This is a genomic window from Campylobacter sp. (assembly GCF_052169515.1).
Classification (GTDB): Bacteria; Campylobacterota; Campylobacteria; order Campylobacterales; family Campylobacteraceae; genus Campylobacter_A.
The window spans coordinates 49,366-69,100 of the sequence record NZ_JBQNCH010000011.1; the positions used below are offsets into that span (position 1 = coordinate 49,366).

The window sequence follows — 19,735 nt, forward strand, 5'->3', positions numbered from 1 at the left end:
TTTGCCTTATAAAACGTATTTTGCTTCGTGTCTTAGTGCTGAAAATATTTCCAGCCTCTCTTCTTCACTTAAAACAAGAACAGCCAGATCATAGCTAGCGTATTTTTTATCCTTACTATATTTTGAAAAGACTAGCTTAAACTCTCTATTCTTTACTATATCTTTCACCTTTGCTTCTGCCTCATCACTCGCATCAAAGATCACTTTGTACTCCCAGTGTGTTGGGTAGTCGATCTTTACTTTTTGGTTATTTAGATCGCAAATACTCGCCACTTTTCCCTCCTGTTTTGCTCTCTAGTACGATGCTACCGATCTCCATGCCTTTATCGATAGCCTTTACCATGTCATAAATCGTTAAAAGCCCTACACTAACGCCTGTTAGTGCCTCCATCTCAACACCAGTCTTGCCCTCTATCTTCACACTCACAAAAAGCTTAAAAGCACAAATTTCAGGCAACTCCTCGATATCGCAGTCCACGCCTAAAATAGCTAGTGGATGGCACATTGGAATTAATTCGCTTGTCTTTTTTGCACCCATTATCGCAGCGACAACGGCTGTTTGGATGACTGGACCTTTTTTGCCAGTATTTTCTTTTATTGCCTTAAAGGCCTCTTTGCTCATTTTGATGATCCCACTAGCCGTTGCTACTCTTTTTGTAGGATCTTTTGGGCTTACATCGACCATTTTTGGGCGGTCTTTTTCATCTAAATGTGTCAGCATTATCTCTCCTTTTTTTGGCAGATTATAGCCTATTTAAGCAAATTTAGCCCAACAAGGAATTTAAGTAAAAAATATTTAATTTTTTAAAAACTACGCTTCTAAACCAAATGCGCTAAGTTTTTGATTTCTTAAAATAAAAATTTACATTAATCAATTTTTTTAAATTTTTATTTATTTTATTAAATTTAATTATAAAATACCGATAAATAGCTATTTATATAGATAATAAATTTTATTAAAAATATATTTCTATTACTTAAATTCTAAAATATATTTATAGTAAATACACAAATTTAAAAAAATATACTGGTATTTTTCTTTAAAAACTTAAAAAAATAAATTAACTTCTAATTTGCTTTTAAGATATGAGCATGTATATTTTTATTAATTTTAAATTTACTATGAAAGCAACTTGGGCTATGAAATTTCTGCTTTGTATTGGTGCGTTTTTGATAGTAGCTTTTGCCGAGCAATTAGGCTGTTTTGTTAATGAAAATGCTCAAAGTATAGTCTTTGTAAAAGATGGAGAGGCTAAAAATTTAAACCTAAAAAATACATACTACAAAAATCAAAAGTGTGGATATGATGAGGAGTTCTTTTATATCGCAAACTTAAACAATGAAATCATAGAAGTAGCAAACGAGAGAAATTTTTTATTTGCTGTGCCAAATGTCGGCTGTAAAATTTCAAATATTCAAGTTAGTACAAATAAAATATACGTGGCTTGCGATATGGCAAGCGAAGTGAGCATATCGGTTTTTGACAAAGATTCAAAGAAGCTTCTAACTAAAAATTACAAAGATATTTATAAAATTTCAAATTTTTTATTGCTTAATGATAGTTTATTTTTTACAAGTTTTAATGGCAAAGCGTTTTTGCTTGGTAAAGATCTTACTTTGATAGAGAAAAAAAATATAGGCTTTGCTCCGATTAGTGCCTGCAAATTCAAAGGGAGTGATATTTTGGTCGGCTTTAGAGACGGAGAAATTTTAGATTTTAAAAGTGGAGCTAAAAAGCAAATTTTAAAATCTAAAATTTCTGCTCTTACTTGCGTAGGAGATGAGGTTTTTGTAGGTGGTGAGGACGGAATAGTTTATAAATTTGATAAGGATCTGAAACTAAAAGGGCAAAAAGTATTTTTTAGCGATGAGATAAAGGAAATTTTTATAGATAAAAACGTGCTCATTTGTGTAAATTTAAACAATGAGATAAAGAGTTTAGAGATAAATTCATTTTAAAAAAGGAGAGTAAATGCAAAAGTTATTTTGTGTCGCAAGTGCTGCGTTGCTTGGGCTATCTTTAACGACCGCTTGTGCTGCTAGTAGTGACCTTGAAAAAGTCATGAAAGAGCGTGGGCTAAGTGAAAAAGACGTCCTTGCAGCTGCTAAAACTTACCAGCCTAGCGGTAAAAAAGATGATTTCATCGTCTTTTCATCTGGCGGACAAAGCGGTCAAGTAATGGTTTATGGCGTTCCGTCGATGAGAATTTACAAATACATCGGCGTTTTCACACCAGAGCCTTGGCAAGGATATGGCTATGACGATGAGTCAAAAGCTGTTTTAAAACAAGGTGCTATAAGAGGCAAGGAGATAACTTGGGGCGATACACACCATCCAAATTTCACTGAGAAAAATGGTGAGTATGTTGGTGATTATCTATTTATAAACGATAAAGCTAACCCAAGAATTGCAGTTATAAATTTACATGATTTTGAGACAACTCAAATCGTTGTAAACCCTATAATGAAGAGTGAGCACGGCGGTAGTTTCATTACTCCAAATAGTGAATATGTCATTGAAGCTAGCCAGTACGCAGCTCCGCTTGATAACAACTACCATTCACTAGACGACTATGAGGCGGTTTATAGAGGTGCTGTTACATTTTGGAAATTTGACTATCCAAAAGGTAAGATTGATGAGAAAGAGTCATTTTCTCTTGAACTTCCACCATACTGGCAAGACCTAAGCGATGCTGGTAAGGGTGAGAGTTACGGCTGGGGTTTTACAAACTCAATCAATACTGAGATGTATACTGGTGGTATCGAAAAAGGACTTCCTCCATTTGAAGCAGGTGCAAGTAGAAATGACACTGACTTCTTGCATGTTTATAACTGGAAAATTTTAGAAAAACTTGTTCAAGACAAGAAAAACTACAAAGTTATAAATGGCCACAAGGTAGTTACAATAGACGCTGCTGTTAAAGCAGGCGCATTATTTTTGATCCCTGAGTCAAAGAGCCCACATGGTTGTGACGTAACCCCAGATGGTAGATATATCATCATTGGTGGAAAGCTTGATACTCACGCATCAGTTTATGATTTTAAAAAGATTAAAGAGCTAATTGATAAAAAAGAATACATTGGCACTGACCCATATGGCATACCTATCTTAGATAGAGCAAAGACAATGCACGGACAAGTAGAACTTGGCCTTGGACCACTGCACACATCATTTGACTCACAAGAAGGTGTAGTTTATACTTCGCTTTATGTTGATAGTCAAATCGTAAAATGGGACTATAAAAATTTAAAAGTACTTGATAAGGTAAATGTTCACTACAACATCGGTCACCTTGATACAATGGAAGGAAAATCAGCAAAACCTGTTGGTAAATATGCAATCGCACTTGATAAACTATCGATCGATCGCTTTAATCCAGTAGGGCCACTCCATCCACAAAACCACCAGCTAATTGATATCACTGGTGCAAAAATGGATCTAATCTATGATATGCCAATCCCACTTGGCGAGCCACATGATGTTGTTTCAATAGCAGCTAGCAAGCTAAGTCCAGCTCTTACATACAATATGGGTACAAACTCAAGAACAGGTGAGGCAAGTCAACATGCAACACTTGCTGGTCAAGAGAGAATCGAGAGAAATGGCAAAAACGTAAATGTCTATGCGACTATGGTAAGAAGCCATATCAATCCAGAGCGCATTGAGGTAAATAAAGGTGATAATGTAACTATCCACTTAACAAACCTAGAGCGTGCACAAGATGAGACTCACGGCTTTGGAGTTGACCTTTACAATATTCATGCTTCGCTAGAGCCTGGTAAAACTGCTTCGGTAAATTTCGTAGCTGATATGGAAGGTGTTTTTCCATATTACTGCACCGAGTTTTGTTCAGCACTTCACCTAGAGATGATGGGTTATTTGCTTGTTAAAGATCCAAATAAAAAATATGAATCCGCAAAGACAAATAAGCTAAAAACTCTAAGTCCAGAAGCTCTAAAAGCTGAGTACGACAAAGTAATCGCAACTAACAAAGCTACTGATGATGTTATCCAAGAGGTTGTTAAATACCTAAAAGAGAAACATTATGAGAAATATCCAAAAGTAAAAGCTTTGGTTGAAGATGCACTTGATCAATATGGACATATTAAAGAGGTAAAAGAAAAAGCTGACGAAGCCTACAAGAAAGGCGATGTAAACGGCGCTATCCTTTGGGAGTACCAAGTATGGCAATACATGGTAAAAACAGCCGATGTTGGTCTAAAAGCTAAAAACAACCTCGCAAAAGAGATCGCAACTCCTATGAGTCCGGCTGCTGCAAAAGGTGAGGAGGCTTATCTAAAAGGTGGATGTAATGGTTGCCACGTTATCGGTCAAGTAAGTTCAGGTCCAGACCTAACTGGTGTCTTATTAAGACATGAAAACGGCGAAAAATGGGTAGCAGAATTTATTAAAGATCCTGCTAAATTTTATAATGACGACTACATTAAATCAATGATTGATTACTTCAATCTTAGAATGCCAAATCAGCACATGAATGATGAAGAGATCAAAAATATCATCGAATATCTAAAATGGATAGATGAAAACGCAGGTATGTAGTTTTTAAGGGGCGATCTCGCCCCTTTTTTAAATTTTAAAATTTTATTTTTAGCAAATGAAATTTTAAAATTTAAAGGAGAGACCATGAGTAAATATAAAATTTATACCATTGTTGCACTTGTCATTATGACTGTTTGTTTTACTTTACCTGTTCTTGGTTGGCATGGAGCTAAACAAAGAATAGCTGACGGCGATGAATTGCCATCTTATACTTATAGTATCTATAATCTTTATAGCTCATTTCAGTATAAAAATCATCTTTTGCCAAAAGAGGTAGCGAGCGATCTTCATAAGATGATAACACAAAAAGCAGAGATTGGCACTCCGTCTCTTCCTATCTGGTACGTCGCACTTGAAGCACCAAACTACCCAAAAGCAGCCTTTCCTAATGGAATCCCAGTATACTTTCACGTAGATGGATATAGTGGAGACGTGCACGAGATGAATACGATAAACCACTACATAGGCATGTATCCTATGGAGCATGGCGGAAATGTCGAGCGAGCTATCGCACCTTATTATCTACTCATAGCAACACTTTGCATGCTTGCATTTTTATACTATGATGGTAAATTTAACTCACTTCTTATGGTGCCAACCATTATCGCACCTATACTATTTATGAGTGCATTTGTGGGTTGGCTATACTGGTATGGGCATAATATGCAGGAGTGGGGAGCCTTTAAGATTAAGCCATTTACACCAACTGTTTTAGGCGATGGTAGCGTGGCTCACTTTACTACGCACTCTTATCCAACAATCGGATTTTGGGTGATGATAGTCATGAGCGTGCTTTGCATACTTGCGGTATTTTCAAAGAAAAAAGAGTTAAATGCGTAAAATTTTTAAATTTGCCCTTATTTTTTTGCCAGTTTTTGGCTTCTCAAACGTCCTTCAAGATGCTATAAATAATGCAAATCCTGGTGACGTGATAAGGTTAGGAGATGCTGTTTACGAAGGGGGTATAACGATAAATAAGCCTCTTAGCATCGTTGGCGAGGGCAAAAATGCTCACATAAAAGGCAGTGGTAAGGGTACGGTTGTAAAGATCATTGCCTCAAACGTGACACTAAAAAATTTAAAAATAAGCGGTAGCGGAAATAACCTTGGCGAGCTTGATGCTGGTATTGGCTGTGACAAGGCAAATAATGTCGTGATTACGCAAAATAACTTAAGTGATGTGCTTTTTGGAGTTGATTTTAAGGAGTGTAGTGGCTCAAAGATCACCGAAAATACCATCACTTCTAAAAAAGGAGCGACCCTTGGCTTTAGGGGTGATGCGATCAGACTTTGGTATAGCCATGAAAATTTAATAGAAGGCAACTATATTTACGATAGTCGCGATATGGTCGCATGGTATGCAAGCCACAATAAATTTTTAAAAAATAAAGCGATTCGCGGTAGGTACTCGCTTCACTTTATGTATGCAAATCAAAATTTAGTTGAAAATAACGAATTTACCGGCAATGCGGTTGGTATGTTTTTTATGTACTCAGCTGGCTCAACCGTTAGATCAAATTTAGTCATGGATAGCGACGGTGCATTTGGTATTGGTATCGGATTAAAAGACGCATCTGACTTTATTATAGAAAACAATACGCTAATTTACAATGCAAGAGGAATTTTGCTCGATAATTCGCCATTCCAACCTGGATCAACTATAAATTTTTTAGGCAATAAAATTTTACATAACGTAGTTGGTGTCCATTTTCACGCTACGCAAGGTGCAAGTATCTTTGAAAATAATGATTTTATAGGCAATATGGGTATCGTCGTAAACGATACCCCAGGCGATAAAATGGCGCTAAATCAGTGGAATAAGAATTATTATGACGAGTATGAAAGCTTTGATAGGGATAAAGATGGTTACGGAGATACGCCATTTATGCACCTTTCATATGCTGATCAGCTTTGGCAATACCATCCAAATTTACAGTTTTTCTACGGCTCAAGTGTTTTTAGTGTTTTAAATTTCTTGGCCAAACTTGCTCCTTTTTCTGAGCCAATAAAATTACTGGAAGACAAAACCCCAAGAATAAGGCCGCTTGATGCTTCAAATTTTAATGCCCTAAAGGCAAAACGTGGATAGAAGAAATTTTATAATCTTAGGCTCAGCCGCAGCCGCAGTAGGATATGGCATAGGCAAATTTCTACCAAAAAGTAGTGGTGATAAACTTTACCTTAGGCCACCTGGCGCAGTCGATGACTTTGATGACCTCTGTGTTAAATGTGGACAGTGTGTACAAGTATGTCCTTATCACAGCATAAGTTTGCTTGATATAAAAGATGGCTATTCAAATGGCACAGCCTACATCAATGCTAAAAAAAGAGGCTGCTATCTGTGCGATCTTTTTCCGTGCGTGCTAGCCTGTCCTAGCGGGGCGCTTGATCACGCTACAAAAGTTGTAGGCGATGTCAAAATGGGTGTTGCAGTTTTAAGTGACACGGCGACCTGTTTGAGCGTAAAAAGAGAAAATTTAAGCGAAGCTAGCGTTAAATATATGCTTGAGCGTAAAGCCTATAACGACAGAGAAGAGGCAGTAAAAGATAAGGTAAAAGATAAGATTGGTCAAATTTGCGATCTTTGCGTTAGCATCTGTCCAGTTGGTGATAGTGCTATTAGTATGAGTGAGACAAATTTACCACTTATTAAAAATGGTTGTGTTGGATGTGGAGTATGTGCTGAAGTTTGTCCAGTTAAGATCATAAATATCGCCCCAAAGATGAGTTTTGATGAAATTTATAAGGAGAAAAAATGAGGCTAATAATTTCTTTAGTGGCGGCTATGTTGCTTTTTGCTGGCTGTGAAAAGAGTGATGATAAGATAAAGACAGCTAGCGAGCAACCAATAAATGCAGCCACAAGTGCAAGTATAAAGGTTGAAAAAAAAGAAAATAACCAAAGCACAAACAAGCAAAATGACTTCATAAAATACGATATGCATGGCGAAAAGAGCGTGAAATTTGGCCTTGAAGATAATAATGTAAGCCGCCAAATTGGAGCACTTGCTATGGTAAAAAGTCCACTTCAAACTATAAATTTAAGACTCATAAAGGGTAGGCTTAGCAAGAATTTCATCACAAAGTGCTCAGCTTGTCATGATGATTATGCAAATGGCATCATCGGACCATCTCTTCTAACAAAGAGCGAGGATGAAATTTTTAATATGATAAGCGCTTATAAAAACAAAGAAAAGGTAAATGTTCTAATGCGAGATCTGGTAAAGAAGATGGATAATGATGAAATTAGAAAATTGGCCAAAGAGATTAGTGATTTTAATACACAATTTAGGAGTAAATAAATGAAAATAGGAAAGATTATAACCATTATTTTAGCGGCGGCAATCTGTGGTGTCATGGTGCTCATGTTGAGTCAAACTCCGCCTAAAAAGGAGAAATCTACAGCCAAAGTCGCCACACCAAAGATAGAGCAAAATTTCACAAAAGAACAGCCAAAATCTAATGAGGAATTTGCAAGCCAAGATGAGCTAAAAAAGGTAAAAGAGTTAAGTCTAAGCGTAGCCAAAAGCCAAACAGAAGGTGTTAGCAAACAATATCTCACCTCTTGTGCCCCATGCCACGGTGCAAATGCAAAAGGTATAGTGGCTCCAGATATAACGCATTTAAGCAAAGATGAGTTGCTTAAAAAGCTAGCCGAGTATAAGGCTGGCAAGGTGCAAAACACGCTTATGAAGGGACTGCTTACAAACGTTAGCGATAGCCAGCTCGAAAGCTTGGCAGATGAAATTTCTAAATTTAAAAAGTAAAAATGGATAAATATAATACTCGCGCAACCATTAGAAACGTAAGCTTTCTTGGTACGCTAATTTCAACCACAAAAGATGGCAAAAAACGACCTAGCATTCGTTTTTGGCGGATATTAGCCATCGTTTTAGTCCATCTTCTTTTTATACTCTCTTACAGGGTTGATGTGCAGATTTTAGAAGGCGATATCAGTGCTTCAAGGGTACTTGGCTTTCACTTAGCAGACGCCTTTATGAGCTTGCAAGTATTTTTGGCAACGCATGAAATTCATGTAAATTTACTAATCGGCTCACTTAGCATCTTAGCCTTTTACATCATTTTTGGTGGCAGGGGATTTTGCTCATGGGTTTGTCCGTATTCACTCATAAGCGAGATAGCCGAAAAAATTCACGAAAATTTACGTGCTAAAAAGATAGTAAAACCACGAGTTTTTGATACAAAATGGCGTTATATATTTACTATTTTATTTTTAACACTTAGCTTTGCTAGTTCAAGCCTTGTCTTTGAAATTTTTAATGTCGTTGGAATATTTTCACGATTTATTATCTATGGCTATTTTCACGCCATCTGGCTAGTTGTTGCCATGCTTGCGGTAGAAATTTTCTTTTCGCGTAGGGCTTGGTGCAGATATATATGTCCTATTGGAGCTACTTACTCAGCAATAGCTAGGCCAAATGCCATAAAAATAAGCTGGGATAAAGAGAAGTGCGATCATTGCTTAGTTTGCACCGATGTTTGCCTAGTACCACACGTGCTTTTCATGACAAAAAAAGGTGCAAAAACCGATGACAGTAAAAATCTCTTTAGGATAGCAGGGGCTGACTGCACGCTTTGTGGCAGGTGTATAGATGTATGTCACCAAGACGCGCTCAAATTTGACAACGGCTTTAAGAAGCTCATATAAGGAATTTTTTGATAGATATAAAAGAAGTAACGAAAATTTTTGGCTCGCAAAAGATACTTGATGGTGTCAGTCTTAATGTAAAAGCTGGTGAAAAGATAGCAATACTTGGGCAAAATGGAGCTGGCAAAAGCTCTCTTATGCGTATTATCTTGGGTGAGTTTGTGCCAAATAACGGAAGTGTGGCGATCAATGGCATAAACACACTAAAAGATAGAAAAGAGGCACTGAAATTTATCTCATTTGTGCCGCAAACCCCACCGCCACTTAAATTTAGCCTGCGTGAGCTTTGTGAGTTTGTCTGCAAAAGCTCAAATGTCAAATTTGAAGAGATAGAGAAATTTAGCAAGCTTCTAGAGTTTGATCTACATGCAAATTTAAATAAGTCATTTTATAAACTATCAGGCGGCATGAAGCAAAAGATGTTAATAGCTATCGCATTTGCTAAAGATAGTGAAATCTTAATGTTTGACGAGCCAACTGCAAATTTGGACGCAAAAGCAAGGGAATCTTTTAAAAATTTGCTTGATAACTTCACACAAAATAAGACACTTGTTTTTATTTCTCACCGCATAGATGAGATCGCCCATTTGCTCGATAGATGCGTCTATATGGACCTTGGTAGGATCATCAAAGAAGAAAATTTAAGGAACAAGAATGAATAATCTTTTTTTAATAGCAAAACTTGACGTCAAAGAGTCGTTTCGCTCAAGGTGGTTCGCGATCTATGCACTCCTTTTTTCTACTTTGATGATAGGATTTTTATTTAGCGGAGTGACAGACTCGCGCGTGCTTGGCTTTTCTGGACTTACTAGAGCGCTACTTTTGTTTATACAAATTTGCGTCATCATCGTACCGATATTTATCCTCATTTCAACCGTTAGAAGCATAAATCAAGACAGGGATACAAATTTGCTTGAATACATGCTTAGCTTCCCATTAAGCCTTAGAGAGTACTACTTTGGCAAAGCGCTTGGGCGGACATTTGTCGTTTTTGTGCCACTTTTGTTTTCGCTTTTGCTTTGCGTGATTGTTGGTCTTGCAAAGGGTGTGGCAATACCTTGGCGTGTGTTGGTGCTTTATTTTGGCCTACTTTTTAGCTTAAGTATTGTTTTTTTATCGCTTGGATTTTTTATCTCAAGCGTGATTAAAAATCAAGAAACTGGCCAAGGCGTGGCGTTTTTGCTTTGGCTCATTATGCTAGCTTTTATTGATCTTGCATTAATTGGCTTGCTTATGCGAAGTTCCGTTGATGAATATACCATATATGCGATTGCTATGTTAAATCCAATTGAGCTATTTAGAATAGCAGCCCTTAGTCTTTTTGACCCAAATTTAGCAGTTATTGGTACTGCGTCTTATTTTATTTTGGGCGCATTTTCGAAGACGGTATTTGTGGCTTATGCCATCAGTTATCCGCTGGTGCTTGGCATTATCTTATTAATTTGTGGGTATTTTGCATTTAGTAAGAAAGATTTGGTGTGATTGTTTTTTGTTAAAGAAGGGTTGGCTTTAAATTTAGACGAAACTTGTATTATTTCACTTGTCCAACAAGAAACCTCCTTTTTGTAACAGCCCCCTTTCCCCCAAGGGGGCATTTTTTATTATTAAAAATTTATAAATAAGCTAGAATTTGCTTTAGTATTACTTAGAATTTCTTTTTTATTAACAATAAATTTCATTAAAATTTATTGTTAAACAATATTATTCTACGGTCCTAAAAGGGCCCCTCCTTTTTGTAGTGATAAGTCTTTGCTTCCCCCTTTTCCGGCTTTTCACATACACAAAGAGGAGTTGTTTCTTTTTAAATATACGAAATTTTGTTTTACACTCTAAATTTTTTTGTTTTGCTTACGTTCTATGCTAGTTTGGTTTTTTATTACTAAGATTAAATGTAAAATGAAGGTCAAGAATTTTAAGGTTTGTAGATGCTACATTAATGGCGGGCAGAGAGAGATTCGAACTCTCGGTGAGTTGCCCCACACACGCGTTCCAGGCGTGCTCCTTAAACCGCTCGGACATCTACCCACAAGAAAGAAGCGAAATTATATCCTTATTCACTTAATGCTTGGCTTTAGAGCTTTAGTCCCAAGATAATGACATCTTTGTACTCATTATCCATCATACAAATGCTGGGCAGTTCACCCCATTTTTCAAAGCCAAATTTTAAAAATAGCCCAAGACTTGCCTTGTTTTGGCTAAAAATTAGGGCGATGATGTTTTTTAAATTTAGTCCTCTAGCTTCATCTATGGCGTGGCTTAAAAGTTGCTTGCCAACACCCATGCCAAGGGCCTTTTTGGCTACATAGATGCTTATCTCGACGCTTATGTCGTAAGCGATTTTGGGATTAAAGTCGCTAAGCGAGCAGTAGCCTAGAATTTCTCCATTTTCTTTATAGACAAAGATGGGGCGAGAGTTGTTGTGAGCTTTAAACCAAGGCTCTCGCTCCTTCGTGCTAACTGGCTGCAAGTCCGCAGTCGCACTTCTTTCTAAGATGTAGTCGTTGTAAATTTGTGTAATCGCTTTAAGATCACTCAAATTTGCTTGTTCTATCAAGCCTAGCCTCTTTTAGCAGCTTGATAGACTGGCTCAAGTTTTGCTGCGATCTCTTTTAGGTCTTTTATCCTGCTCTCGTTTGATGGGTGTGTGCTTAAAATTTCAGGTACTTTTCCACCACTCATCTTGCTCATTTTTACCCAGACTTCGACTGCCTCTTTTGGGTCGTATCCGGCTCTTGCCATTAGCTCAGTACCGATGTGATCAGCTTCAGTTTCGTGAGATCGTGAAAATGGCAGAGATATTGTGTACTCGCTAGCTAAATTTAGAGCATTAGCTCCAAGATCGCCAAGACCAGTAGCTGTCGCAACTGCAAAAATTCCAATATTTTTGAGCTGATCGGTGCTAGCCTGCTCCCTACTATGTTCTCTAAGCGCGTGAGCGATCTCGTGTCCCATAACGGCTGCCAGCTGTGCATCTGTTAAATTTAGCCTTTTTATGATGCCGCTATAAACTACAATCCTGCCACCTGGCATACACCAAGCATTTAGTGTGTCTTCATTAATAACATTTACTTGCCACTTCCATTTTAGTGCGTCGTCTCTAAAAACTCCGGTTTGAGCGATGAGTCTTTTGGCAATATCTTGAACCCTTTTTGTAAGGATAGGATCGACGTTTAGCTCGCCTTTGCTTCTAGCAGCTGTTAGTGTCTTGACATAAGCTTGAGCTGAACTTTGCTCCATAGCTTCAGATGATATTAGCATGAGCTGCTTACGATCAGCACCAACGACACCTGATTTTGTCACGCTCGAGCAGCCGACTAAAAGCAAGCTAGCCGTCAATAATGTAAGTAAAATCTTTTTCATTTTTATCCTTTCTGGATTAAAATTTGTCGTATTATAGCCTGAGTTGGATATGCGTTGTTAAATGAGAGTAGAAAATTAAATTTTGTGATATCAAAAATAGTAATTTACTTGTTGCAAATTTTAAAATCTTATTCACTTGCCTTAGCAGACTACTAAATCTAGGTCTCGTAGCCACTCGCCACTAAATTTAGAGTCGTGATATGCTCGCTCATAAATTTTAAAATTTGCCTGATGATAAAGCGCATTCAATATACTGCTTGGTTTATGACCGCATAAATTCAAAATTTAGAGCTATATCCTAAATTTAACCCCTACACTTTGTAGTTTATATTTCTCTCAAATTCTCTCAAACGTTTATTTACTGATCTTAGCTCTGTTATCGTCGTCCAGTTGTCAATAAAGACGCTAAAGCTCTCTCTTACTTGAGAAAAAGCGTTGCTGGCTTGGATCAAAATGCCAAGCGTGATGACTCCACTAAATAGCCCATTTCCCATGATGATATAAGGCACGATGACAAGAATTTGTGAAAAAGAGATAAGCCAGAGATTAAAGTAGCCATAATGCAAAAATAGCTTGTAGTAGTTTAGCTTGACGCCTGTAAAAAGCTCCAGCATCACATTTGGTCGGCAAAATTTGATCTTATCATCTTCGCCATAAACCAGCTCTTTTCTAAATGCCGCCTCTGCTTTTTGGTTGTTATACTCAAGGTGTGGTAGCTTAATGCCTACAAACCACGATACAATAAGGCCTCCGATGCTAATTACAAGTGCGATGTAGACTAGCGAACCTTCAATATCTTTGATGTAAGGCAGGCTCACGCTCTTGCTTAGCTCCCAAAGTACAGGTATGAAAGCGATAAGTGTCATAATTGCCCTTAAAACCTGCACGCCAAGACTTTCCATTATCTTTGCAAAGCGGTAAACATCCTCTTGAATACGCTGCGAGCTACCCTCGATGTCATTTTGGCAGTTTTGCCAAAATTTTAGATATTTAAACGTCATCGCCTCTCTCCAACGAAAGACCCAGTGGCTGGCAAAAAATGAGATAACTGTATAAGTTATAACATAGGGCATAGCGATTTTTATGAAGTTAAAAATTTCACGCCAGAACTCACTTACATCATGATCTTTTGAGTTTTGCACGATATCGTAGAAATTTTTATACCACTCGTTAATGCGGACGTTCAAATGAGTTTGGTAAACAAGTAGCAAGATGATGAATAGCGCCCCGCCGTAAGCCCAGAGTGCCCATTTTTTATCTTTAAAAAATGATGAAAACATAAATTACCTTTTGTAAATTTTGCAAAATTATAGCAAGCATGCTTTAAGGATTTATATAGAATTTAAATGCACCTTATATAGCTTACAGTCAATGGAAATTTAAAATAAATTTATCTACAAGGGAATTAAAAAGAAATTCCCTTGCTAATTGCGATCACACAGAGTAAAAACGTGAGTGGAACATAGATAAATTTGCCTACAAAATACCAAAATGAACCATATGTTTTATTTGCTCCAGAGTTTATCTCGTCTAAAATTTCTTCTTTTTTAATGACCCAAAACCATGATATAGCGCCTATTACTGCGCCGATTGGTATGATGTAGATAGAGACAAAGTCCATCCAAGGCCCCCAGCTGCTAATAGGCTCCATAAATGCTCCTATGCCAAAGCAAACTACACAAAGCAGCGCGAGCGTCCAAAATCTGCTAAGACGCGGAAATTTATGCATTAGTGACTCGGCAACCACTTCAAACATATTTTGAAGCGATGTGATACCACCAAAGATGACTGCTGTAAATAAGATGATCGCGAAAATTTGACCACCGATCATATCTTGTAAAATTTTAGGAAGCGTTACGAAAAGTAGCTTTGGCCCTCCAGCTGGGTCCATAGCGTAGGCAAAGACAGCCGGGATCATGACAAGAGCGGCCACAAGCGCTGCAAGAGTGTCAAAAAAGGCTGTAGTTTTAGCACTCTCTACAATATCTTCATCTTTTGCAAGGTAAGCTCCATAAACTATCATGCCAGAGCCTGTGATAGAGAGTGAGAAAAATGCTTGACCCATCGCAGAAACCCAGACCATCGGATCTGCGAGCTTGCTAAAGTCAGGGATAAAAAGGAATTTATACCCATCGAACGCGTTTGGTAGCATAGCGACATTTATCGCCAGGATAGTAAATAGCACGAAAAACAGTGGCATCATTATTTTATTAGTTTTTTCGATACTTTTTGCTCCAAAAAATAGCGTAAAAAGCGTGCCTACGATGATGATAAAGTGATAAGGTAAAACCGAGTATTCTTGCAAGGCAAATGATTCAAACCAGACATTTGTATCGACACTCATAAATGAGCCAGTGAGCGCCTGAATAAGGGCTTTTAACACGTAGGCGATAATGACTGCGTAGCCTATAGCTATACAAAGTGAGCCAGCAAGTGGAAGCCAGCCGATAATACTGCCTACAATGCCTAAATTTCTACTCTCCCATGCAAACTTATAAGATCCAAGTGTGCCAGTCTTTGCGCGTCTACCGATCGCATACTCAGCGCTTAGTCCAACGTATGAAAAAAGAGCTATGAAAAAAACATAGATGAGTAAAAACGCTCCACCGCCATTTGTGCCAAGTTTGTAAGGAAAGCCCCAGACATTTGCCATGCCAACAGCGGATCCAACGCAAGCTAAGATAAACGCCCAACGCGATGAAAAATTCTTTTTACTCATTATAAAATCCATAAATTTATTGATAAAAATGATGTTACCAAAATATGATTTAAGAAGTTTTTATAAAAATTTAAATTTAAGAAACGCTGTTACTTTTTGGGGCGACTTATTTGACCACGCCATATAAATTCGCTATAATCTGCACAAAATTTTTAACTCTTAAGGATCATAATTGCACCCCAGTAGCGATAACTCGCTTTTAATGGTAATACTTGCCATTGTATTCATTTTATTAAACGCATTTTTTGTTTTGTCGGAATTTTCCCTAGTTAAAGTTCGTAAGTCTAGGCTTGAAGAGCTCATAAAAGAGAAAAAGCCAAACGCCCAGCTTGCTTTTGAGATGTCAAACAAGCTTGATACTTATCTTAGTGCTACTCAGCTTGGTATAACGCTAAGTTCGCTTGCCCTTGGTTGGATCGGTGAGCCAGCGGTTGCAAGGCTCATAGAAGCTCCGCTTAAAAATATTTTTAATCTTAGTGATATTTTAGTTCATACCGTCGGTTTTGCTATCGCATTTACGCTTATCACGCTACTTCACGTAGTTATTGGTGAGCTTGTGCCAAAGTCTATCGCCATAGCAAAGGCTGAGACTTCAGTCCTGAGAGTCGCTCGTCCGTTACACTTTTTCTGGATAGTTTTTTCGCCTGTTATAAAGCTTTTTGATATTTTAGCTATCGCTGGACTTAAAATTTTAGGTATCCAGCCGGCAAAAGAGAACGAATTAGCGCACTCTGAAGAGGAGATCAAGATCATCGTTGGCGAGAGCTTAAAGGGTGGTGTGTTAGACAGTTTTGAGACTGAGCTTATCAAAAACGCAGTAGATTTTAGTGATACAGTCGCAAAAGAGGTTATGACGCCAAGGCGTGATATGATCTGTATAAATAAACAAAAGAGTTTTGAGGAAAATTTGCAAGTTGTCTTTGAGTCAAAATATACTCGTTTCCCTTATATAGACGGCTCAAAAGATATTATTTTGGGCATGATACACATTAGAGATATCTTGCAGCTTCATTTTAGTGGAGACAAAGACAAAAGCTTTGATGCGATTGTTCGTAAATTTGTCATTGTACCAGAGAGCCTTTCTATATCAAAAGTGCTCGTGATGATGAACAAAGAGCAAATTTCAGCAGCACTTGTAGTCGATGAGTACGGCGGCACAGCAGGACTTCTTACGATGGAAGATATCATGGAAGAGGTTCTTGGCGACTTTAATGACGAACATGACGAAGTTGATCAGCACTATAAAAAGATAAATGAAAATATCTATGAATTCCAGGGTAGATACGACCTAGAGAGCGTTGAAGAGGTCCTTGGTATCAGCTTTGATGAAGAAACTGATCAGGTCACAATCGGCGGATATGTATTTAATCTCATAGGTCGCTTGCCAGTTGTGGGTGATAAAATCGAGGACGAGAACTGCTACTATGAAGTAAGAAAGATGGATGGAGCCAGTATCTCACGTGTAAAAGTTCGAAAAAAAGTAAAGGACGACGAAGAAAACGTCCAAGCTTAGATCTTATAAATTTATGGTTTTTCTAAAACCATAAATTTATTAAACTACTCAAAAATACAAAACATTCATATCTTAATGAATTCTCAGAATATTTGTCTAAAAGTCTTTAAAAATGCGCTATTGTCCTAACTATATATTTCTAAAACTGTGACACTTTTGATAAATTTTTGCGTCATACAATGCATTTTATTCATTATTAAAATTAAAGAAAATACTAGAAATCAAATAATCAAATTTAATCTTAAATTTTACATATAATTTATATAATTAAAAATTGTTTTTTACGAGGAGGAAAAATGAGAACGATAAACGTAAAAGATATAAAAGAGGTCGTCGCCAAGCTTTGCAAACAAGCCTGTTACGTCGTCACACCAGATCTAAAGGCTGCTTTTGTAAAAGCTCAAACTAGCGAGAGCTCATCTCTTGGAAAAGACATTTTGGGCAAAATTTTACAAAATGCCAAGCTTTCAGAAGAGGGCGTAGCGCCTATCTGTCAAGATACGGGTATGACGGTTGTCTTTGTTGAGATCGGACAGGACGTGCATATCGAGGGCGGATATATAGAAGATGCGATAAACGAGGGCGTAGCGAAAGGCTATACTGAGGGCTATCTTAGAAAATCGGTCGTTGCGGAGCCACTTTATGAGAGAAAAAACACTACAAACAACACTCCAGCGGTCATTCACACTAGGATCGTGCCAGGTGATAAATTTAAGATCAAAATAGCTCCAAAAGGCTTTGGTAGTGAGAATAAGTCAGTTTTAAAAATGCTTGTGCCAGCTGATGGCGTAGAGGGAGTTAAAAAGGTCTTTTTAGAGGCTGTAAAATACGCTGGACCAAATGCTTGCCCTCCAATGACAATAGGCGTTGGCATAGGCGGTACTATGGATAAAGCGGCACTTTTAGCCAAAGAGGCTGCGGTGCGCTCGGTGGATAGCAAAAACCCTGATTCAAGATATGCAAAGCTTGAAGAGGAGCTACTAGAGCTTGCTAGCCAAACAGGTGTTGGCCCTCAGGGTCTTGGCGGCGATACGACTGCTATAAAAGTAAACGTCGAGTGGTACCCAACTCATATCGCAGGCCTACCAGTAGCTGTAAATATCAACTGCCACGCTGCACGCCACGCAGACGCCGAGCTTTAAGGAGATAACATGTCAGAAGTAAAAAGAATAACAGCACCATTTGATAAAGAGGTGGTAAAAAGCCTAAAAGCAGGCGACAATGTCCTAATATCAGGCACTATCATAGCAGCTCGCGACGCCGCTCACAAGGCACTAACTGAGACTTTAGCGCGCGGCGAGAAGCTACCAGTTGAGCTAAGAGGCGAGACCATCTACTACGTCGGACCAACTCCAGCCAAGCCAGATCAGGCTATCGGCGCAGCAGGTCCGACAACAAGCGGCAGAATGGATAAATACACGCCAACTATGATAAATGAAGTTGGCATAAATGGTATGATAGGCAAAGGCTACCGCAACGACGCAGTAGTCGAAGCTATGAAAAAATCATGCTGTGTTTATATGGTCGCTATCGGCGGCATCGGAGCGCTCATTAGCCAAAGTATCAAAAAATATGAAGTGCTAGCCTACCCAGAGCTAGGACCAGAGGCAGTTGCGAGGCTAACAGTCGAGGACTTTCCAGCGATAGTAGCCATTGACTGTGAGGGTGATAACTTCTACGAAGTTGGTCAAGCACCTTACAAAAAAATCTAAATTTGATCCGCTAGCAGTTCAAGCTAGCGGAATTTAATAATCACCTATAAAATTAATAATACCCTAGACACATCGTTTCTGTCAGTTTGATGCGCTTTTCAAACGGAGCAGGTGAGAAAAATTTACATTTTTCTATATAAATTCTATAGTCGTAACTGAGATTAAAATCATCATAAAATTTCTTTAAATTTATAAATTTGATTCCACAAATTTCACTAAAATCAAAAAGAGCATAAAGCTTTGAGTTATTTTTTGCCACAAGATGAGATGGCGCAAGCGAAGTAAATGAGCAAAATACACCTGTTGGAATGAGTCCATTGAGCGGTGTGCAAGCGCTTATTGCTTCTTTAAATTTAGCTGGAATGCTATTTTTTCTAAGAAAGACTATGCGAGAATTTTCAAATTTAGCACTTATAACATTTTTCCAAAAAAGATAAGCGTTTGATGAAATTCCAGCATTTTTAGCAAGCTCAGCTCCAAGCACATAGTCATCCAAAAACTCATTTGGTGCAAGCGTGATTTGCATTGTTGTCCTTTTTGAAATTTTAGTTGATTATATCTCTTAGTTTCCAAAATAGGCAAATTTAAAAATTTTAGTAAATTTATAGTAGGATCTTTGAAAATTTAAAGGAGAAAACATGAAAAAACAAATCTCAACAAAAAATGCTCCACAAGCGATAGGCCCATATTCTCAAGCTATTAGCGCAAATGGATTTTTATTTATCTCAGGCCAGCTTGGTGTAACTCCAGCAGGCGAGTTTGCAGGTAGTGGCGTTGAGGATCAAGCCGAACAGTCTCTTAAAAATTTAAAAAATATTTTAGCTGAAGCTGGACTAAGTTTTGAAAATGTAATAAAGACCACAATATTTCTAGATGATATAGAAGATTTTGCCAAAGTAAATAGTGTATATGCTAATTTTTTCAAAGAACCTTATCCTGCAAGAAGCACTGTGGCTGTAAAGACTTTACCAAAAAATGCACTTGTAGAAATAGAAGTTATTGCGGCTTGCTGATAATTATTATGTCAAATAATACAATACATATTGTTTAAATATATTTAATATATTAATGTAAGACAAAAGGAGGGTAAAAACTCTCCAAATTTTTTATCTTAAAAATAAAATTTCAATTTATAAAATATTTTGCAAATATTTCAACTTTTTTTAAGCATCACTCATATATAATTCCAGCTCACGAAACGA

At 37.6% G+C, this 19,735-nt stretch carries 21 protein-coding genes and 1 tRNA gene; 14 read left to right on the forward strand and 8 right to left on the reverse strand.

The window, feature by feature from the left end; genetic code table 11:
• Positions 1-6 precede the first annotated feature (6 nt).
• Together ACTTKV_RS05460 and moaC are read right to left on the reverse strand one after the other, a co-directional pair.
• Positions 7-273 carry an HP0495 family protein gene (locus tag ACTTKV_RS05460; RefSeq protein WP_442549609.1) on the reverse strand — a complete coding sequence of 89 codons (267 nt, stop codon included), beginning with the start codon at positions 271-273 and terminating at the stop codon, positions 7-9.
• On the reverse strand, positions 248-724 hold the full coding sequence (gene moaC, locus ACTTKV_RS05465; protein ID WP_442549630.1) for a cyclic pyranopterin monophosphate synthase MoaC: 477 nt from the start codon (positions 722-724) through the stop codon (positions 248-250). The genes ACTTKV_RS05460 and moaC overlap by 26 nt, the downstream gene beginning before the upstream one ends.
• Positions 725-1,092: 368 nt before the next feature.
• Here moaC and ACTTKV_RS05470 point away from each other — a divergent pair, with 368 nt between their 5' ends.
• The 10 genes from ACTTKV_RS05470 to ACTTKV_RS05515 all read left to right on the forward strand — a co-directional run bounded on the left by ACTTKV_RS05470 (position 1,093) and on the right by ACTTKV_RS05515 (position 10,711).
• Complete coding sequence (locus ACTTKV_RS05470; protein WP_442549610.1) at positions 1,093-1,959, forward strand: hypothetical protein; 867 nt, start codon at positions 1,093-1,095, stop codon at positions 1,957-1,959.
• Positions 1,960-1,972: 13 nt separating this feature from the next.
• Complete coding sequence (nosZ, locus tag ACTTKV_RS05475; protein ID WP_442549611.1) at positions 1,973-4,561, forward strand: Sec-dependent nitrous-oxide reductase; 2,589 nt, start codon at positions 1,973-1,975, stop codon at positions 4,559-4,561.
• A gap of 84 nt (positions 4,562-4,645) precedes the next feature.
• Positions 4,646-5,401 carry a cytochrome C gene (locus ACTTKV_RS05480; RefSeq protein WP_442549612.1) on the forward strand — a complete coding sequence of 252 codons (756 nt, stop codon included), beginning with the start codon at positions 4,646-4,648 and terminating at the stop codon, positions 5,399-5,401.
• A complete protein-coding gene (locus tag ACTTKV_RS05485) occupies positions 5,394-6,650 on the forward strand; it encodes a nitrous oxide reductase family maturation protein NosD (protein ID WP_442549613.1) in 1,257 nt (418 codons plus the stop codon). The genes ACTTKV_RS05480 and ACTTKV_RS05485 overlap by 8 nt, the downstream gene beginning before the upstream one ends.
• Complete coding sequence (locus ACTTKV_RS05490; RefSeq protein WP_442549614.1) at positions 6,643-7,320, forward strand: 4Fe-4S dicluster domain-containing protein; 678 nt, start codon at positions 6,643-6,645, stop codon at positions 7,318-7,320. The genes ACTTKV_RS05485 and ACTTKV_RS05490 overlap by 8 nt, the downstream gene beginning before the upstream one ends.
• Positions 7,317-7,862, forward strand: a complete 546-nt coding sequence (locus ACTTKV_RS05495) for a c-type cytochrome (RefSeq protein WP_442549615.1) — start codon at positions 7,317-7,319, stop codon at positions 7,860-7,862. The genes ACTTKV_RS05490 and ACTTKV_RS05495 overlap by 4 nt, the downstream gene beginning before the upstream one ends.
• Entirely contained in the window at positions 7,863-8,327 is a 465-nt protein-coding gene (locus ACTTKV_RS05500; RefSeq protein ID WP_442549616.1) for a c-type cytochrome, read from the forward strand.
• A gap of 2 nt (positions 8,328-8,329) precedes the next feature.
• Entirely contained in the window at positions 8,330-9,229 is a 900-nt protein-coding gene (locus ACTTKV_RS05505; protein WP_442549617.1) for a NapH/MauN family ferredoxin-type protein, read from the forward strand.
• A gap of 8 nt (positions 9,230-9,237) precedes the next feature.
• Positions 9,238-9,891: an ABC transporter ATP-binding protein gene (locus ACTTKV_RS05510; RefSeq protein WP_442549618.1), complete on the forward strand. Its 654-nt coding sequence runs from the start codon at positions 9,238-9,240 to the stop codon at positions 9,889-9,891.
• Positions 9,884-10,711 carry an ABC transporter permease gene (locus tag ACTTKV_RS05515; RefSeq protein ID WP_442549619.1) on the forward strand — a complete coding sequence of 276 codons (828 nt, stop codon included), beginning with the start codon at positions 9,884-9,886 and terminating at the stop codon, positions 10,709-10,711. The genes ACTTKV_RS05510 and ACTTKV_RS05515 overlap by 8 nt, the downstream gene beginning before the upstream one ends.
• A 455-nt stretch (positions 10,712-11,166) precedes the next feature.
• Here ACTTKV_RS05515 and ACTTKV_RS05520 read toward each other — a convergent pair.
• The 5 genes from ACTTKV_RS05520 to ACTTKV_RS05540 all read right to left on the reverse strand — a co-directional run bounded on the left by ACTTKV_RS05520 (position 11,167) and on the right by ACTTKV_RS05540 (position 15,308).
• Positions 11,167-11,254 (reverse strand) — tRNA-Ser (locus ACTTKV_RS05520).
• Between the two features lie 46 nt (positions 11,255-11,300).
• A complete protein-coding gene (locus ACTTKV_RS05525; RefSeq protein ID WP_442549620.1) occupies positions 11,301-11,783 on the reverse strand; it encodes a GNAT family N-acetyltransferase in 483 nt (160 codons plus the stop codon).
• A 2-nt stretch (positions 11,784-11,785) separates the two neighbouring features.
• The gene (locus ACTTKV_RS05530) at positions 11,786-12,589 is read right to left on the reverse strand and encodes a M48 family metallopeptidase (RefSeq protein WP_442549621.1); all 804 of its coding nucleotides are present in this window, start codon (positions 12,587-12,589) and stop codon (positions 11,786-11,788) included.
• Positions 12,590-12,900: 311 nt separating this feature from the next.
• On the reverse strand, positions 12,901-13,869 hold the full coding sequence (locus ACTTKV_RS05535) for a putative transporter (protein ID WP_442549622.1): 969 nt from the start codon (positions 13,867-13,869) through the stop codon (positions 12,901-12,903).
• Between the two features lie 125 nt (positions 13,870-13,994).
• Positions 13,995-15,308 carry a sodium-dependent transporter gene (locus tag ACTTKV_RS05540; RefSeq protein ID WP_442549623.1) on the reverse strand — a complete coding sequence of 438 codons (1,314 nt, stop codon included), beginning with the start codon at positions 15,306-15,308 and terminating at the stop codon, positions 13,995-13,997.
• A 202-nt stretch (positions 15,309-15,510) separates the two neighbouring features.
• Here ACTTKV_RS05540 and ACTTKV_RS05545 point away from each other — a divergent pair, with 202 nt between their 5' ends.
• From ACTTKV_RS05545 to ACTTKV_RS05555, 3 genes are all read left to right on the forward strand, one after another.
• Positions 15,511-16,821: a hemolysin family protein gene (locus ACTTKV_RS05545; RefSeq protein ID WP_442549631.1), complete on the forward strand. Its 1,311-nt coding sequence runs from the start codon at positions 15,511-15,513 to the stop codon at positions 16,819-16,821.
• A gap of 296 nt (positions 16,822-17,117) precedes the next feature.
• On the forward strand, positions 17,118-17,963 hold the full coding sequence (locus ACTTKV_RS05550) for a fumarate hydratase (protein ID WP_442549624.1): 846 nt from the start codon (positions 17,118-17,120) through the stop codon (positions 17,961-17,963).
• 9 nt (positions 17,964-17,972) lie between these two features.
• Positions 17,973-18,533, forward strand: coding sequence for a Fe-S-containing hydro-lyase (locus ACTTKV_RS05555; RefSeq protein ID WP_442549625.1), 561 nt, complete (start codon positions 17,973-17,975; stop codon positions 18,531-18,533).
• A 52-nt stretch (positions 18,534-18,585) separates the two neighbouring features.
• On the opposite strand, the gene ACTTKV_RS05560 is transcribed toward ACTTKV_RS05555, so the two are convergent.
• Positions 18,586-19,059, reverse strand: coding sequence for a cysteine permease (locus ACTTKV_RS05560; RefSeq protein WP_442549626.1), 474 nt, complete (start codon positions 19,057-19,059; stop codon positions 18,586-18,588).
• Positions 19,060-19,171: 112 nt separating this feature from the next.
• Between ACTTKV_RS05560 and ACTTKV_RS05565 the strand changes: the two genes are divergently transcribed.
• On the forward strand, positions 19,172-19,546 hold the full coding sequence (locus tag ACTTKV_RS05565; protein ID WP_442549627.1) for a RidA family protein: 375 nt from the start codon (positions 19,172-19,174) through the stop codon (positions 19,544-19,546).
• The last annotated feature ends 189 nt before the right edge of the window (positions 19,547-19,735 follow it).

Bases quoted from the DNA above. Each gene is read 5' to 3' on its own strand.
- ACTTKV_RS05470 (WP_442549610.1), top strand. From the start codon at position 1,093: ATGTATATTTTTATTAATTTTAAATTTACTATGAAAGCAACTTGGGCT.
- ACTTKV_RS05515 (WP_442549619.1), top strand. From the start codon at position 9,884: ATGAATAATCTTTTTTTAATAGCAAAACTTGACGTCAAAGAGTCGTTT.
- ACTTKV_RS05485 (WP_442549613.1), top strand. From the start codon at position 5,394: ATGCGTAAAATTTTTAAATTTGCCCTTATTTTTTTGCCAGTTTTTGGC.
- ACTTKV_RS05555 (WP_442549625.1), top strand. From the start codon at position 17,973: ATGTCAGAAGTAAAAAGAATAACAGCACCATTTGATAAAGAGGTGGTA.
- ACTTKV_RS05480 (WP_442549612.1), top strand. From the start codon at position 4,646: ATGAGTAAATATAAAATTTATACCATTGTTGCACTTGTCATTATGACT.
- ACTTKV_RS05530 (WP_442549621.1), bottom strand. From the start codon at position 12,589: ATGAAAAAGATTTTACTTACATTATTGACGGCTAGCTTGCTTTTAGTC.
- ACTTKV_RS05535 (WP_442549622.1), bottom strand. From the start codon at position 13,869: ATGTTTTCATCATTTTTTAAAGATAAAAAATGGGCACTCTGGGCTTAC.
- ACTTKV_RS05495 (WP_442549615.1), top strand. From the start codon at position 7,317: ATGAGGCTAATAATTTCTTTAGTGGCGGCTATGTTGCTTTTTGCTGGC.
- ACTTKV_RS05545 (WP_442549631.1), top strand. From the start codon at position 15,511: ATGGTAATACTTGCCATTGTATTCATTTTATTAAACGCATTTTTTGTT.
- ACTTKV_RS05500 (WP_442549616.1), top strand. From the start codon at position 7,863: ATGAAAATAGGAAAGATTATAACCATTATTTTAGCGGCGGCAATCTGT.
- ACTTKV_RS05505 (WP_442549617.1), top strand. From the start codon at position 8,330: ATGGATAAATATAATACTCGCGCAACCATTAGAAACGTAAGCTTTCTT.
- ACTTKV_RS05550 (WP_442549624.1), top strand. From the start codon at position 17,118: ATGAGAACGATAAACGTAAAAGATATAAAAGAGGTCGTCGCCAAGCTT.
- nosZ (WP_442549611.1), top strand. From the start codon at position 1,973: ATGCAAAAGTTATTTTGTGTCGCAAGTGCTGCGTTGCTTGGGCTATCT.
- ACTTKV_RS05540 (WP_442549623.1), bottom strand. From the start codon at position 15,308: ATGAGTAAAAAGAATTTTTCATCGCGTTGGGCGTTTATCTTAGCTTGC.
- ACTTKV_RS05565 (WP_442549627.1), top strand. From the start codon at position 19,172: ATGAAAAAACAAATCTCAACAAAAAATGCTCCACAAGCGATAGGCCCA.
- ACTTKV_RS05560 (WP_442549626.1), bottom strand. From the start codon at position 19,059: ATGCAAATCACGCTTGCACCAAATGAGTTTTTGGATGACTATGTGCTT.